Raw genomic sequence first — 14,006 nt, forward strand, 5'->3', positions numbered from 1 at the left:
CCGCCGGTCCGGGGTGTGCGCGGTGGCGGAGCGGCTCGGTCGGTGGACGCGGCAAGCTGCGCTCCTTCCCTCTGACCGGTCCGGTCGGTCCGGTCGGCCGGCAGGACCTCGGCGAGGAGGAAGACTAGCGCCCGGCGGGCGGTCCCCGTGCGCAGGCCGCACCGCGTATGCGGGGCGCCGGCGTATGCCAGTAGAGTGACGCGCCGTGGCACCACGACCCTTACACGAACTTGTCGAAGCAGGCTGGGCGCATGCTCTGGAACCTGTGGCCGAACGCATCGCCGCGATGGGCGACTTCCTGCGGGCCGAGATCGCGGCCGGCCGGACCTATCTGCCGGCGGGGGCGAACGTCCTGCGGGCCTTCCAGCAGCCCTTCGACGACGTCCGCGTCCTGATCGTCGGTCAGGACCCCTATCCCACGCCGGGGATGGCCATCGGGCTGAGTTTCGCGGTGGCGCCCGAGGTGCGTTCGCTGCCGGGCAGCCTGGAGAACATCTACCGGGAACTGCACACGGACCTCGGTCTGCCCAGGCCGTCCAACGGTGACCTCACGCCGTGGACCCGGCAGGGCGTGCTGCTGCTCAACAGGGCGCTCACGACGGCCCCGCGCAAACCGGCCGCGCACCGCGGCAAGGGCTGGGAGGAAGTCACGGAGCAGGCGATCCGGGCACTGGCGGCCCGCGGGAAACCGCTCGTGTCGATCCTGTGGGGCCGTGACGCCCGCAACGCGCGGCCGCTGCTGGGCGACCTGCCCTCGGTGGAGTCGGCCCACCCCTCGCCGATGTCGGCGGACCGCGGCTTCTTCGGCTCACGTCCGTTCAGCCGGACCAACGAGCTGCTGATCCAGCAGGGCGCGCAGCCGGTGGAGTGGCAGCTGCCGTGAGGCAGGTGCGGTGACCGTCGGCGGTCGGGGGTTGCCCCCTTGCCGCCGACCGCGCTGATCACGGCGGGTTTCCCGCCCCCTCGTGCCGTCGGGAAACAGGAAACCCATCGACCCCCTTGATATCCGGCGGCCAGTCTGGTGCCCGGAAGAACGAGTACGACCTGCGACCGGGCAGGCCGACCACAAGGGGGAAACATGCGCAAGCTGTTCAACGGAGCGCTCGCGATGGCGACCGCGGCCACGGCGATGGTGGCGTTCGCCGGTACGGCCGACGCCAGGCCGGCCGCCGACTGGGCCGGGTGCCCGTCCGGCGCCGTCTGCATCTACCCGCAGAACCAGAACCCCGCCCAGCGGCCCAGCAACGTCTACTGGGCCTACGGACCGCACAACCTGAGCAACCAGGTGGGCTGGCACTGGGTCCTCAACAACCAGACCGGCGGCGCCTCCGCCGAGCTGTGCCTGAACTACGGCGGCACGAACTGCAACTACACCATCGGGGCCCAGAAGGGTGTGTACGCGGACCTCGGGCCGGTCAACTCGATCAAGCTGAACCGTCCGTAGGGCCTCACGCACGGAGTACGTCCGGAGCCGCGTCCGCGGCTCCGGACGTACGTGTTTTCCCCGCACCTCGTGCCACATCGGTCAAATGCTGAGCCATCGCCACATCCCGCCCCTACTGTGGAGGTGGGCCGCCTCACGGCTCTTGCGCGCGACAACGGGGGATGTGGTGGGGGAGCAGTACACCGGTGACCGACGTGAACCACGACCGCCCGACGACACCGTCGCGGACTTCCCCGCCCAGCTGCGGCGCCTGCGCCGGCAGCGCGGGCTCTCGCTGGCCGACATGGCCCGGCAGGCGCACTACAGCAAGGGCTATCTCAGCAAGATCGAGACGGGTGCCAAGCGGGCCACCGTCGACGTCGCGCGGCGCTGCGACCAGATCCTGCGGGCCGAGGGCGGGCTGCTGCGGCTGCTGACGCAGGACACCGAGGGCGACGGCGCCGCGCCCGGCCGGACGGGGCCCGACGCACTGTGTCCCTATCGCGGCCTGTCGGCGTTCACCGCCCGGGACGCGCGATGGTTCTTCGGCCGCGAGCGGGCCACCGCCGCCCTGGTCGAGCGGGTCTTCGAACGGATCGGCGGCGGACCCCTGATGGTCGTCGCCCCTTCGGGCGCCGGCAAGTCCTCGCTGCTCAACGCCGGTCTCGTACCGGCCTTCCGGGACCCGGCGGGCTTTCCCATGCCGGGTGCCGAGCGGTGGCCGGTGGTGGCGTTCACGCCCACCGCGCATCCGCTGCGGGAGCTGCTGACGAGCGTCGCGAAGACGCTGGACGCCGATCCCGGCGTCACCGCGGAGCAGGTGCGGGAGCGGCCCGAGGTCCTGCTGGAAGCGGTGCGGCGCACGACCGACGGGAGCGCCGCCGCCGACGGGGACGGCCGGCCGCCGCCGGTGCGGCCGGTGTTCCTCGTCGACCAGTTCGAGGAGCTGTTCACCCTCTGCTCCGACAAGGACGAGCGGCGCGCCTTCGTCCGGGTGCTGTGCGCCGTGTCGACGTCCGGCCGCCCGTCGTCCCCGGCGGGCCCGGCCGGCCACGATCCGGCCGTGGTGGTCCTGGGCGTACGGGCCGACCTGTCCGGCAACTGCCTCGAATTCCCCGAGCTGGCAGCGGCGTTCGCAGACGGGCTGTTCGTACTGCCGCCGATGTCCGTCGCCGGACTGCGGGAGGCGATCACGCGCCCCGCCGACCTCACCGGACTCACCCTGGAGCCGGGGCTCGTCCCGCTGCTGCTGCGGGACGCCGGGCTGCGCGCGGAACCGGAAGGACTGCCCGGCGAGGGACCGGACACCGGGCGTTCCCTGCCGGACGTCACCCCTTCCGGTGCGCTGCCGCTGATCTCCCACGCACTGCTCACCACCTGGCAGCGGCGCGAGGGCGCCACCCTGACCGTCGCCGGGTACGAGCGCACCGGCGGGATCCGGGGAGCGGTCGCCCGGACCGCCGAGGACGTGTTCGCGGGCCTCCACCCGGCCGAGCAGCGGACGATCCGCAGGATCCTGGTGCGCCTGGTCCACGTCGCCGACGGCACCGGACCGACCCGGCGCCGGATGAGCCGGCCCGCGCTGATGGAGCGGCTGGCCGACGCGGACGGCGCCACGGCCGCCCTGGACGCCTTCGTACGGGCCCGCCTGATCACCGCCGACCGCGACACGGTCGAGATCGCCCACGAGGCGCTGCTGCACGCCTGGCCCCGGCTGCGCGGCTGGATCGACGCGGACCGGGACGGACTGCTGATCCACCAGCAGCTCGCGCACGCCGCCGACGAGTGGGAGCGCGAGGGCGGCGACCCGTCCGCCCTCTACCGGGGCACCCGGCTCGACACCGTCAGGACATGGGCCGAGGAACTGGACGGCCGCAGCCGGCTCAGCGCGCGCGAGGAGGCGTTCCTGCGCGCGAGCCGCGCCGAGGAGGCCGACCGGCAGCGGCAGGCCCGCCGGCAGGTCCGGCGCCGGCAGGGCACGCTGACCACGCTGGTGGTGCTGCTGGCGCTCGCCGTCGTCGCCGGAGCGCTGGCGTACCGGCAGCGCTCCGCCGCGCTGCACCAGGAGCGGATCGCCCGTTCCCACGCGCTCGCCGCGCAGTCCGCCTCCCTGGCCGCCGGCCGGCCCGAGGCCTCGATCCGGCTCGCCGAGGAGGCCTATCGCTCCCAGTCGACGCCCGAGGCGCGCGGCGCCCTGCTCAGCACCCAGGCGCAGCCCTTCGCGGCCCGGCTCGGCGGGTACCGCGGGCCGGTCAACTCGGTGGCGTTCGCGCCCGACGGCCGCACGCTGGCCGCCGCCAGTTCGGACGGCACGGTGACCTTGCGACGGCTCGCGGACCGCCGTACGGCCGCCACGTTCACGATGTACGGGCGGGTCCGCTCGGTCGCCTTCGGCCCCGACGGCCGTACGCTCGCGGCGGGCGGCCCGGACTCGCCGGTGCGGCTGTGGGACACGGCCCGCCACCGTACGCGGGCGGTGCTGCCGGTGAGCACCGAGGGCGCCCGGGCCGTGGCCTTCGACCCCCGCGGACGCCTGCTGGCGATCGCGGCGACCGACGGCTCGGTCCAGGTGTGGGACATCGGCCGGGGGCGCCGCGTCACGTCCTTCACCGGCCACACCGGGCAGGTCGACACACTGGCGTACTCCCCGGACGGGCGGACCCTGGCGTCGGCCGGCGCCGACCGGACCGTACGGCTGTGGGACACGGTGCGCGACCGGCCCGCGGGCGTCCTCGAAGGGCACAACGACGAGGTGCTGGGCGTGGCGTTCGCGCCGGACGGGCGGAGTCTGGCGAGCGGGGGAGCCGACCGGACCGTACGGCTGTGGGACCTGGCACGGCACCGGACGACCGCGGTCCTGACCGGGCACAGCGACGACGTCAACGCGGTCGCCTACCTGCCGGACGGAGCCACGGTCGTCAGTGCGGGCGGGGACGGCACGACCCGGCTGTGGGACGTGCGCGCCGGGATGCAGACGCTGACGCTCACCGGCCACACCGACTACACGATGGGGGTGGCCGTGAACGCCGGCGGGACCGTGCTCGCCACCGCCGGGTTCGACCAGTCGGTGGTGCTGTGGACGCTGGGCGGGCCGGTGCTGACGGCCCGTCCGTTCACCGAGGTCTGGCAGTCCGCGTACAGCCCCGGCGGCAGGCTGCTGGCGACCGCCGCCACCGATCACACGGTGCGGTTGTGGGACGTGGCGCGGCACCGGTCCGTCGCGACGCTGCGGGGGCACCGCTCGGCCGTGTTCTCGGTGGCGTTCGCCCCCGACGCACGGACGGTGGCCTCGGCCGGTTCCGACGGCACGGTCCGGCTGTGGGACGTGGCGGCCCGCCGTCGGCTCGCCACACTCACCGGGCACCGCGGGGACGTGTTCGCGGTGGCGTTCGCCCCGGACGGCGCGCTGCTGGCGTCGGCGGGCGCGGACGGTACGGTGCGGCTGTGGGACGCGGCCACCCGCCGCCCCCTGGCCACGCTCACCGGACACACGGACTTCGTCAACGGTGTCGCCTTCAGCCCCGACGGGCGCACCCTGGCCGGCGCGGGCGACGACCTGACGGTGCGGCTGTGGGACGTGGCGACCCGCCGCCCTCTGGCCACGCTCACCGGTCACACGGGCGCGGTGCGGGCGGTGGCGTTCAGCCCGGACGGCCGAGCGCTGGCGAGCGGCGGCAACGACGGGACCGTACGTCTGTGGGACGTCCGCCGGCACCGTTGCACGGCGGTGCTGCGGGGCCACACCGGGGCGGTGCGCGGCATCGCGTTCTCGCCCGGCGGCCGTCTGCTGGCCAGCAGCGGCAGCGACCGTACGGTGCGGCTGTGGGAGGTGGCCGGGCGGCGGCCGTGGGCCACGCTGACCGGTCATACGAACGCGGTGTGGGGCACCGTGTTCTCCCCGGACGGGCGGACGGTGGCGAGCAGCAGCAACGACGGGACCGTGCGGCTGTGGGACCTGGACGTGTCGGCGCGGTTCGCGGCGATCTGCCGGCTGCGGCTGCCGGCGCCGGGCGCGTCGGCGTGCCCGCGCCGGGCTACGGCGCGGCGAGCCGTGCCATGACGGCGTCGAGGGCGAGGGTGAGCGTGAAGTCGTACTCGGCGTCGCTGTCGAAGCGTGCCAGCTCGGCGGCGGCTTCGGCGACGAGGGGCAGACCCGACCGCTCCAGCACGGCCCGGCGGCGCGCGATGCCGGGGACGTCGGTCGTGCCGTAGGTGGGTCCCGCGCGGACTTCGCGCAGCAGCGTGCCGATCAGGGTGGCGAGCAGGCTGCGCAGGACGGGAACGGCGTCGCGCGGCGGACAGCCCGCGGCACGGAACACCGCGAGGACCGCCTCGACCGGGGCGAGTGCTTCGGACGAGGACAGCTGACGGGTGAGCACGAGCGGTGCGGCCCGGGGGTGGGCGAGGGTCCGGTCGCGGAACGCGTGGCCGACGGCCCACAGGTCGCCACGCAGGTCACCGGTGGGTTCGGGCAGGCGCATCGACCCGAGGAGCCGCTCGGTCACCGCGTCGAGCAGGCCGTCCTTGCCGGCGACGTGGTTGTAGAGGCTCTTCGCGTCGACGCCGAGGGTCCGGGCGACCGAGCGCATGGAGACCGCGTCGATGCCGTCGGCGTCGATGACCTCGAGGGTGGCGTCGACGATCGCGTCGCGGTCCAACTGCGGCGCCCCCTTGGGAGGACGTCCCCTTCGGGGCTTTTGTGTCGCGGTCATGGCCTCATGATGCCCGGCATTGCATTAATCCACAACGTGGGTATATTGACTCCCTGCAATACCCACGGCGTGGGTAAAGGAAGGAGCGGCGATGCGCTTTCCCTGGGACGGCGGTGACGTGGCGGACCTGCCGACGATCGGCGCCGCCGTCGACACGCTGCCGGACCTGTCGCGATCGGACCGGCCACCGGGCGCCCGGCTGCGGATCGCCCGCACCCGAGCCATGGCGTTCCGCGTCGAGTTCGCCGTGACGGGCACGCCGGACAGCGTCACCACCTGCCCCCTGGTCACCCTGCCCTACCCCACGCGGTTCGGCCTGTTCCGCGCGTCGCGCGCCATCGCCCCCTTCCTGTCGATCACCAATCGCATGCTGGTGATCCGCTGGCACGACAGCGACGGCCGCCCCAGGGTGCTGCTCTTCGAACCGAGCGACGTCGAACGGGGCCGCTACACCCCCTACTTCGACGACCTGAGCCGCAGGACACCGGGCTTCGTCGAGCGGCGGGTGGTCCGCGAGCACGGCACCGTCCTCGGACACCTCGCGCGCCTGGGGATCCGGCCGGACGACGTCGACTACCTGATGTTCGACCATCTGCACACCCAGGACCTGCGCCGCTGGGTCGGCACGACCGCCCACCAGGACGACCTCGGCGCGCAGCCGCGGGCCGCGTTCCCCCGCGCCAAGGTCATCGTCCAGCGCGACGAGCTGGCCGGCATGGCAGAGCTGCACCCGCTGCAGAAGCCCTGGTACCAGCCGGACGCCTACCGCCACGTCCCGCCGGAGGCGTTCCTGCCGATCGACGGTGCGGTCGTCCTGGGGCCGGGCGTGGCCGTGATCAAGACGCCGGGACACGTCTTCGGCAACCAGAGCCTCGTCGTCAACACCTCGACGGGCATCTGGGTCAGCAGCGAGAACGCCGTCGCCGCCGAGGCCCTCACCCCCGAGCACTCCGGGCTGCCCGGCGTCGCCGCCTGGGCGCGGCGGTGGCAGCAGGAAGTGGTGCTCAACGCGAACACCATCGAGACGACCGCCGACCAGTACAACTCGATCGTCCTGGAGAAGACGCTGGCCGACCCCAGCCGGGCCGACCCGCGGTTCCTCCAGTTCTTCCCCTCCAGCGAGCTGACCGGGGCCCGGACCGGTCCCGGCACCACACCCACGTTCAGCCACGGCCACATCACCCACGGCGTACAGCCGGTCTGAGAGGCGCACCCATGTCGCGATTCACCCTGCCGTCCGAGGACGTCCTGCGGGCCCGGGAGAAGCTCGTGCTCGACCACTTCCACGACGAGGTCCGCCAGGACTGGGACGCCACACTGTCGACGTTCCCGCACCCGCACTACGAACTGATCGCCCAGATGACCGTCCACGACGGCGACGGGGAGGTGCGTGACTACTACCAGGACACGCGTGTGGCGTTCCCCGACCAGAACCACGAGATCATCGCGTTCCGGCACAGTGCCGACGCCGTGATCGTGGAGTTCTGGCTGCTCGGCACCCACGGCGGACCGCTCGGCAGGATACCGCCGACCGGATCGAGGCACCGCACCCGCATGACGGCGTACTTCATCTTCGACGAGCACGAGAACCTCGTCACCGAGCGGGTCTACTTCGACCAGCTCACCATCCTCAAGCAGCTCGTCGGCGGCGTCGACCGGCGCAGCCCGCGGGGGCTGCTCAAGCTGGCGCGCATCGTCAAGGGGATCCTCGCGATGTCCGGTGGTGCCCCCGACCCGAGGCTGCTCGAGACCACGCCGCCCGACTTCGTGCGCTGACGGAGGGATCCGGATGAAGGTCCACCACCTGAACTGCGGCACCATGCGTCCCTGGGGCGCGCCCGAAGGGCTGGTCTGCCACGTCCTGCTCGTGGAGACGGCCACCGGACTCGCGCTCGTCGACAGCGGTGTGGGGCTCCTCGACCGTGCCGCGCCCGGCCGGCGGTTCGGACCGGCCCGGCACCTGGTGCGCCCCGTGTTCGAGGAGGCAGAGACGGCCGTCCGGCAGGTCGAGCGGCTCGGCCTCGACCCGGCGGACGTACGCCACATCGTGCTGACCCACTTCGACGCCGACCACGCCGGAGGGCTGGCCGACTTCCCCCGGGCGCGCGTCCACCTCACCGACGCCGAGGCCACCGCGGCGCTCGCGCCCGGCACCCGGACCGAGAAGGGACGCTACCGGCCCGCCCAGCGCGCCCACGGCCCCGAACTCGTCCGTCATCCAGCGGGTGCGGGCGAGTCGTGGCGCGGGTTCCCGGCCGCCACCGAACTCACCGGCATCGCGCCCGGCGTCGTGCTGATCGGCCTGCCCGGCCACACCCGCGGGCACGCCGCCGTGGCCGTCGACGCCGGTGACCACTGGGTGCTCCACGCCGGTGACGCGTTCTACCACCGCGGCCAGATCGACGGCACCACCAGGCCGCCGAGGTCGCTGCTCGCGATGGAACGCGCCGTCGCCCACGACCGCCGCGCCGTGCGGGCCAACCACGAGCGGCTCGCCGAGTTGTGGCGCGCCGGCGCCGACGACCTCCTGCTCGTCAACGCCCACGACCCGGGCCTCCTCGCCGCGGCCCGGGCCCGGTAGGGGACGGCCGTGCGTACGGCCGCGGCGGTGCTCACACGTTGCGCCGGTACTCTCCGCCGACCTCGAAGAAGGCTTCGGTGATCTGCCGCAGCGAACAGACCCGGGCGGCGTCCATCAGGACCGCGAAGACGTTGTCGCCGTTGATCGCCGCTTCCTTCAGCCTGGTGATGGCCTGTGCGGCCTCCGCGCCGTGCGCGGCCTGGAAGTCGCGGACCCGCCGCAGCTGCGACTCCTTCTCCGTGCGCGTGGCGCGAGCGAGTTCGACCTCCCCGCCCCCGGGCTCGTCGCCGGGCCGGCGGAAGGTGTTCACGCCGATGATCGGCAGCGAACCGTCGTGCTTGCGCTGCTCGTACAGCATCGACTCGTCCTGGATACGGCCCCGCTGGTAACCGGTCTCCATGGCGCCCAGCACCCCGCCCCGCTCGTTGATGCGGTCGAACTCGTCGAGCACCGCCCGCTCGACCAGGTCGGTGAGCTGGTCGATGACGAACGAGCCCTGCAGCGGGTTCTCGTTCATCGCGAGGCCCCACTCGCGGTTGATGATGAGCTGGATCGCCAGGGCCCGGCGCACCGACTCCGCGGACGGGGTGGTGACGGCCTCGTCGTAGGCGTTGGTGTGCAGGGAGTTGGCGTTGTCGTAGATGGCGATCAGCGCCTGCAGGGTGGTGCGGATGTCGTTGAAGTCCATCTCCTGGGCGTGCAGGGACCGGCCCGAGGTCTGGACGTGGTACTTCAGCTTCTGCGAACGCTCGCCCGCGCCGTACCTCTCCTTCATCGCGACGGCCCAGATCCGGCGGGCGACCCGGCCGAGGACCGAGTACTCCGGGTCCATGCCGTTGGAGAAGAAGAACGACAGGTTGGGCGCGAAGTCGTCGATGTCCATGCCGCGGGCCAGGTAGGCCTCGACGTAGGTGAACCCGTTGGCGAGGGTGAACGCGAGCTGGCTGATCGGGTTCGCGCCCGCTTCGGCGATGTGGTAGCCGGAGATGGACACCGAGTAGAAGTTGCGGACCCGGTTGGCGATGAACCACTCCTGGATGTCGGCCATCATCCGCAGGGAGAACTCGGTCGAGAACAGGCAGGTGTTCTGTCCCTGGTCCTCCTTGAGGATGTCGGCCTGCACCGTGCCCCGCACGGTCGCCAGCGCGTGCGCGCGCAGGTCGGCGGCCTCCGCGGGGGAGGGGTCGCGGCCCTCGGCGGCGCGGAACGCCTCGATCCGCTGGTCGATCACGGTGTTGAGGAAGAACGCCAGCACGGTGGGCGCCGGACCGTTGATCGTCATCGACACCGAGGTCGTCGGCGCGACCAGGTCGAAGCCGTCGTAGAGGGCCTTCATGTCCTCCAGGGTCGCCACCGACACTCCGGAGGTCCCGACCTTGCCGTAGATGTCGGGACGCTCGTCGGGATCACGGCCGTACAGGGTCACCGAGTCGAACGCGGTGGACAGCCGGGTGGCGGGCTGCCCCTCGGACAGCAGCTTGAAGCGCCGGTTGGTGCGGAACGGATCACCCTCCCCGGCGAACATACGGGCCGGGTCCTCGCCGTCGCGCTTGAACGGGAACACTCCCGCGGTGAACGGGAAGCGGCCGGGCAGGTTCTCCCGCCGCCAGAACCTGACCAGTTCCCCGTGGTCGGTGAAGCCGGGCAGCGCCACCCGGGGCACCCTGTTGCCGGACAGGGACTCACGGGTCAGTTCGGTACGGATCTCCTTGTCCCGGATCCGCACGACCTGCTCGTCGCCCGAGTAGGACTCCACGACGGCCGGCCAGTTCTCGATCTGCTCCGCGACCTCGGGCCGCAGTTGCTTGCGTGCCCGGTCGAGCAGCGCCTCCACGTTCCCCGCGTCGGAGCCGGCGTCGGCGAGCTCGCCCCTGACCGCGTCCAGCCGCTGGACGCGCCGCGCCGTCTCGGCGAGCGCCTCGGTCTCGGCGTGGTACGCGCGGACCGTCCCGGTGATCTCGGCGAGGTAGCGCACCCGGTCCGCGGGCACCACCTGCCGGATTCCGGAGGAATGGCGTACGTCCACCCGCGGCAGGGCGCCCTCGGACACCGGCAGTCCCCGCTCGGCCAGCACGGCCTTGAGGTGCTGGTGCAGGGCGGTGACGCCGTCGTCGTTGAACGTCGCCGCGGAGGTGCCGAACACCGGCATGTCCTCGGGCCGTTTGTCGAACGCCTCACGGTTGCGCACCAGCTGGCGGCCCACGTCGCGCATCGCGTCCTTCGCGCCGCGCCGTTCGAACTTGTTGATGGCGACGACGTCGGCGAAGTCGAGCATGTCGATCTTCTCCAGCTGCGAGGCGGCGCCGAACTCCGGTGTCATCACATACAGCGAGGCGTCCACGAACGGCACGATCGCCGCGTCGCCCTGCCCGATCCCCGGCGTCTCCACGATCACCAGGTCGAAGCCCGCCGCCTTGACGACATCGATCACGTCGGACAGGTGCTCGGGCAACTCGTGGCTGCCGCGGGTGGCGAGACTCCTGAAGAGGATCTGGTCCCCGTCGAGGGAGTTCATCCGGATCCGGTCGCCGAGCAGGGCTCCGCCGCCCCGGCGGCGCGTCGGGTCGACCGCGATCACCGCGATCCGCAGTTTGCCGCGCTGGTCGAGGCGGAACCGGCGTACCAGCTCGTCGGTCAGCGAGGACTTGCCGGAGCCGCCGGTGCCGGTGATGCCCAGGACCGGTGTGATGCGCTCCGCCGCGGCCAGGCGCACCCGCTGGGTGAACTCCGCCGGCAGTTTGCCCAGCTCCGCGCCGGTGACGGCGCGGGCGATCGAGAACCGGTCGCCGGCGAGCAGGGCGGCGGCGTCGGCGGGTTTGCTGTCCCAGAGGTCGAAGTCGCACTCCTTCACGACGGAGTTGACCATCCCGGCCAGGCCCATGCGCTGGCCGTCCTCGGGGGAGAAGATGGTCACGCCGCTCGCCCGCAGCCGGGTGATCTCCTCGGGCACGATCACCCCGCCGCCGCCCCCGACCACCCGGATGTGGTCCGCTCCCTGCCGGCGCAGCGACTCGACCAGGTACTCGAAGTACTCGACGTGTCCGCCCTGGTAGGACGAGACGGCCACGCCGTGCACGTCCTCCTCGAGCGCAGCGTCCACCACCTCCTGAACCGACCGGTTGTGCCCGAGATGGATCACCTCGGCGCCCTGGGACTGGAAGATCCGCCGCATGATGTTGATCGACGCGTCGTGACCGTCGAACAGCGCCGAGGCGGTGACCAGACGGACGGGGTGCACGGGCCGGTGCAGGTCGCGCATGAGGGGCCTTCCCAAAGCACTTCGGAAGAGTGGTGACACCAAGGATAGTAGGACGTCCTAGTACTTCATGGCGAGGCGGTACGGCGGCAGGCCCGGCCGGCAAGCCGGGGCCGGGCCTGCGCCGGGGGTCAGTACCTGCCCGCGAGCTCCCGCAGCACGGCGTGCGCCTCCAGCAGCGACGGGCCGTACCAGGTGATCAGCCGACCGCTCACCAGGCGGGTCGGGGCGGTGCGGAAGGCTTCGGGCCCGTCCCGCTCACCGAACGCGTACGGCTCGTCGGGCAGCAGGACGACGTCCACGTCCGGCCGGTCGATCCGCTCCAGGGCCATGTGCGGGTAGCGGTCCGCATGCGCGGCGAACGCGTTGGCGAGGCCGGCCCGGCGCAGCAGGTCGCCCGTGAAGGTGGACCGTCCGACCACCATCCAGGGATCGCGCCAGATCGGCACCGCCACGGTGGCGGCGACGTCGGGGGGAGGGCCGGCCCACAGGGCCCGGGCCTCGTCGAGCCAGTCGGGGACCGGGCCGCCCAGGGCCCGGGTGAACAGCCGGTCGAGCGAGGCCAGGGCCTGGGGGAGCGTCTCGACGACGGTGACCCACACCGGCACCCCCGCCGCGCGCAGCCGGGTGACGTCCAGTTCGCGGTTCTCCTCCTTGTTGGCGATCACGAGGTCGGGCCGCAGCCGGGAGATCGCCCCGCGGTCCGGGTTCTTCGTGCCCCGTACCCGGGTCACGTCGAGGTCGCCGGGGTGGGTGCACCAGTCGGTGGCCCCGACCAGCACGTCCGGCCGGGTGCGGGCGACCGCCTCCGTCAGGGACGGCACGAGGGACACCACCCGCCGCGGCCGGCGGGGCAGGTGCACGGCGGTTCCCATGTCGTCGCGCGGCGGCGTCATGACGCCGCTCGCCCGCACGCGGGCCGGGGGGTCAACCGATCACCGCGGCCCGTACGCAGAGCACGTCCGGCAGATGGGAGGCCAGTTGCCGCCAGCTGTCCCCGTCGTCGGCCGACGCGAACACCTCGCCGTTGCGGTTGCCGAAGTACACGCCCGCCGGGTCCGCGTCGTCCGTGCACAGGGCGTCGCGCAGCACCGTGCCGTAGTGGTCCTCGTGCGGCAGCCCCGCCGACAGCGGTTCCCAGCTCTTGCCCGCGTCCGCCGTACGGAAGACACGACATCGGCGGTCCGCCGGGACCCGGTCCGAGTCGGCGGTGATGGGGAACACGTAGGCGGTGTCGCCGCGGCGGGGATGGGCGGCCGCGGCGAAGCCGAACGTGGACGGCAGGCCCTCGCCGATGTCCGTCCAGTGCGTCCCCGCGTCGTCGCTGCGGTACACGCCCCAGTGGTTCTGCAGATAGAGCCGGTCCGGTGTCACCGCGTCCCGGGCGACCTTGTGGACACACTGGCCGAACTCCGGATCCGGATCGGGCAGGAACACCGCCGACACGCCGGAGTTGGACGGCTCCCAGCTGTCCCCGCCGTCCTGCGTGCGGAAGACGCCGGCCGTGGAGACCGCGACCGTCATCGCCCGCGGGTCGCGGGCGTCGGTCAGGATGGTGTGCAGGCCCTCACCGCCGCCGCCCGGCACCCACCGCGAGCGCGTGGGGTGCTCCCAGAGGGGACGGACGAGCTCGAAGGACTCGCCGCGGTCCGCCGAACGGTACAGCGCCGCCGGTTCCGTACCCGCGTACACCACGTCCGGCTCGGACGCCGACGGGTGCAACTGCCAGACCCGCTCGAGCGAAGCGCCCGTATCCTTGGGGAACTTGACGGCCGCCTTGGCCGGCTCGGTCCAGGTGCGGCCCAGGTCGTCGGAGTGGAACACGGACGGCCCCCAGTGGGCGCTGTCGCCCCCGACGAGCAGCCGCGGCACGGCCCGGCGGGTGTCGATCGCGACCGAATAGACCGCCTGTGCGTTGAAGTACGGGCTTTCGTCGAACTCCCAGGCGCCATTGCGCCGCCGTGCCACGAACAGCCCCTTGCGTGTGCCCACGGCGAGCAGAACTGCGGTCATACCGGCCACCTCCGGACGTCG

10 protein-coding genes are annotated in these 14,006 nt (G+C 72.8%); 6 read left to right on the forward strand and 4 right to left on the reverse strand.

Features of this window, described 5'->3' with window-relative positions:
- The first annotated feature begins 205 nt into the window (after positions 1 to 205).
- The 3 genes from QFZ75_RS34625 to QFZ75_RS34635 all read left to right on the forward strand — a co-directional run bounded on the left by QFZ75_RS34625 (position 206) and on the right by QFZ75_RS34635 (position 5,483).
- Positions 206 to 883, forward strand: a complete 678-nt coding sequence (locus tag QFZ75_RS34625) for a uracil-DNA glycosylase (protein ID WP_307543291.1) — start codon at positions 206 to 208, stop codon at positions 881 to 883.
- Between the two features lie 195 nt (positions 884 to 1,078).
- Entirely contained in the window at positions 1,079 to 1,444 is a 366-nt protein-coding gene (locus QFZ75_RS34630; RefSeq protein WP_307543293.1) for a hypothetical protein, read from the forward strand.
- A 166-nt stretch (positions 1,445 to 1,610) separates the two neighbouring features.
- A complete protein-coding gene (locus QFZ75_RS34635) occupies positions 1,611 to 5,483 on the forward strand; it encodes a helix-turn-helix domain-containing protein (RefSeq protein WP_307543294.1) in 3,873 nt (1,290 codons plus the stop codon).
- On the opposite strand, the gene QFZ75_RS34640 is transcribed toward QFZ75_RS34635, so the two are convergent.
- The gene (locus QFZ75_RS34640) at positions 5,458 to 6,135 is read right to left on the reverse strand and encodes a TetR/AcrR family transcriptional regulator (protein ID WP_307543296.1); all 678 of its coding nucleotides are present in this window, start codon (positions 6,133 to 6,135) and stop codon (positions 5,458 to 5,460) included. The genes QFZ75_RS34635 and QFZ75_RS34640 overlap by 26 nt on opposite strands.
- A 91-nt stretch (positions 6,136 to 6,226) precedes the next feature.
- Between QFZ75_RS34640 and QFZ75_RS34645 the strand changes: the two genes are divergently transcribed.
- Genes QFZ75_RS34645 through QFZ75_RS34655 form a run of 3 tightly spaced genes read left to right on the forward strand, consistent with a single transcriptional unit; the run spans position 6,227 to position 8,716 of the window.
- Entirely contained in the window at positions 6,227 to 7,339 is a 1,113-nt protein-coding gene (locus QFZ75_RS34645) for a hypothetical protein (RefSeq protein ID WP_307543298.1), read from the forward strand.
- 11 nt (positions 7,340 to 7,350) lie between these two features.
- Entirely contained in the window at positions 7,351 to 7,911 is a 561-nt protein-coding gene (locus QFZ75_RS34650; protein ID WP_307543299.1) for an ester cyclase, read from the forward strand.
- 13 nt (positions 7,912 to 7,924) lie between these two features.
- Positions 7,925 to 8,716 (forward strand): MBL fold metallo-hydrolase, encoded by a 792-nt coding sequence (locus QFZ75_RS34655; RefSeq protein WP_307543301.1) that lies wholly within the window; start codon positions 7,925 to 7,927, stop codon positions 8,714 to 8,716.
- Between the two features lie 31 nt (positions 8,717 to 8,747).
- Here the strand turns inward: QFZ75_RS34655 and icmF are convergent, their stop codons facing one another.
- The 3 genes from icmF to QFZ75_RS34670 all read right to left on the reverse strand — a co-directional run bounded on the left by icmF (position 8,748) and on the right by QFZ75_RS34670 (position 13,985).
- The gene (gene icmF / locus QFZ75_RS34660; RefSeq protein WP_307543303.1) at positions 8,748 to 11,975 is read right to left on the reverse strand and encodes a fused isobutyryl-CoA mutase/GTPase IcmF; all 3,228 of its coding nucleotides are present in this window, start codon (positions 11,973 to 11,975) and stop codon (positions 8,748 to 8,750) included.
- Between the two features lie 128 nt (positions 11,976 to 12,103).
- Positions 12,104 to 12,868 carry a helical backbone metal receptor gene (locus tag QFZ75_RS34665; RefSeq protein WP_307543305.1) on the reverse strand — a complete coding sequence of 255 codons (765 nt, stop codon included), beginning with the start codon at positions 12,866 to 12,868 and terminating at the stop codon, positions 12,104 to 12,106.
- A 31-nt stretch (positions 12,869 to 12,899) separates the two neighbouring features.
- Positions 12,900 to 13,985 (reverse strand): exo-alpha-sialidase, encoded by a 1,086-nt coding sequence (locus QFZ75_RS34670; protein ID WP_307543306.1) that lies wholly within the window; start codon positions 13,983 to 13,985, stop codon positions 12,900 to 12,902.
- Positions 13,986 to 14,006: the final 21 nt, after the last annotated feature.

It is taken from the genome of Streptomyces sp. V3I8 (assembly GCF_030817535.1).
Taxonomy (GTDB): domain Bacteria; phylum Actinomycetota; class Actinomycetes; order Streptomycetales; family Streptomycetaceae; genus Streptomyces.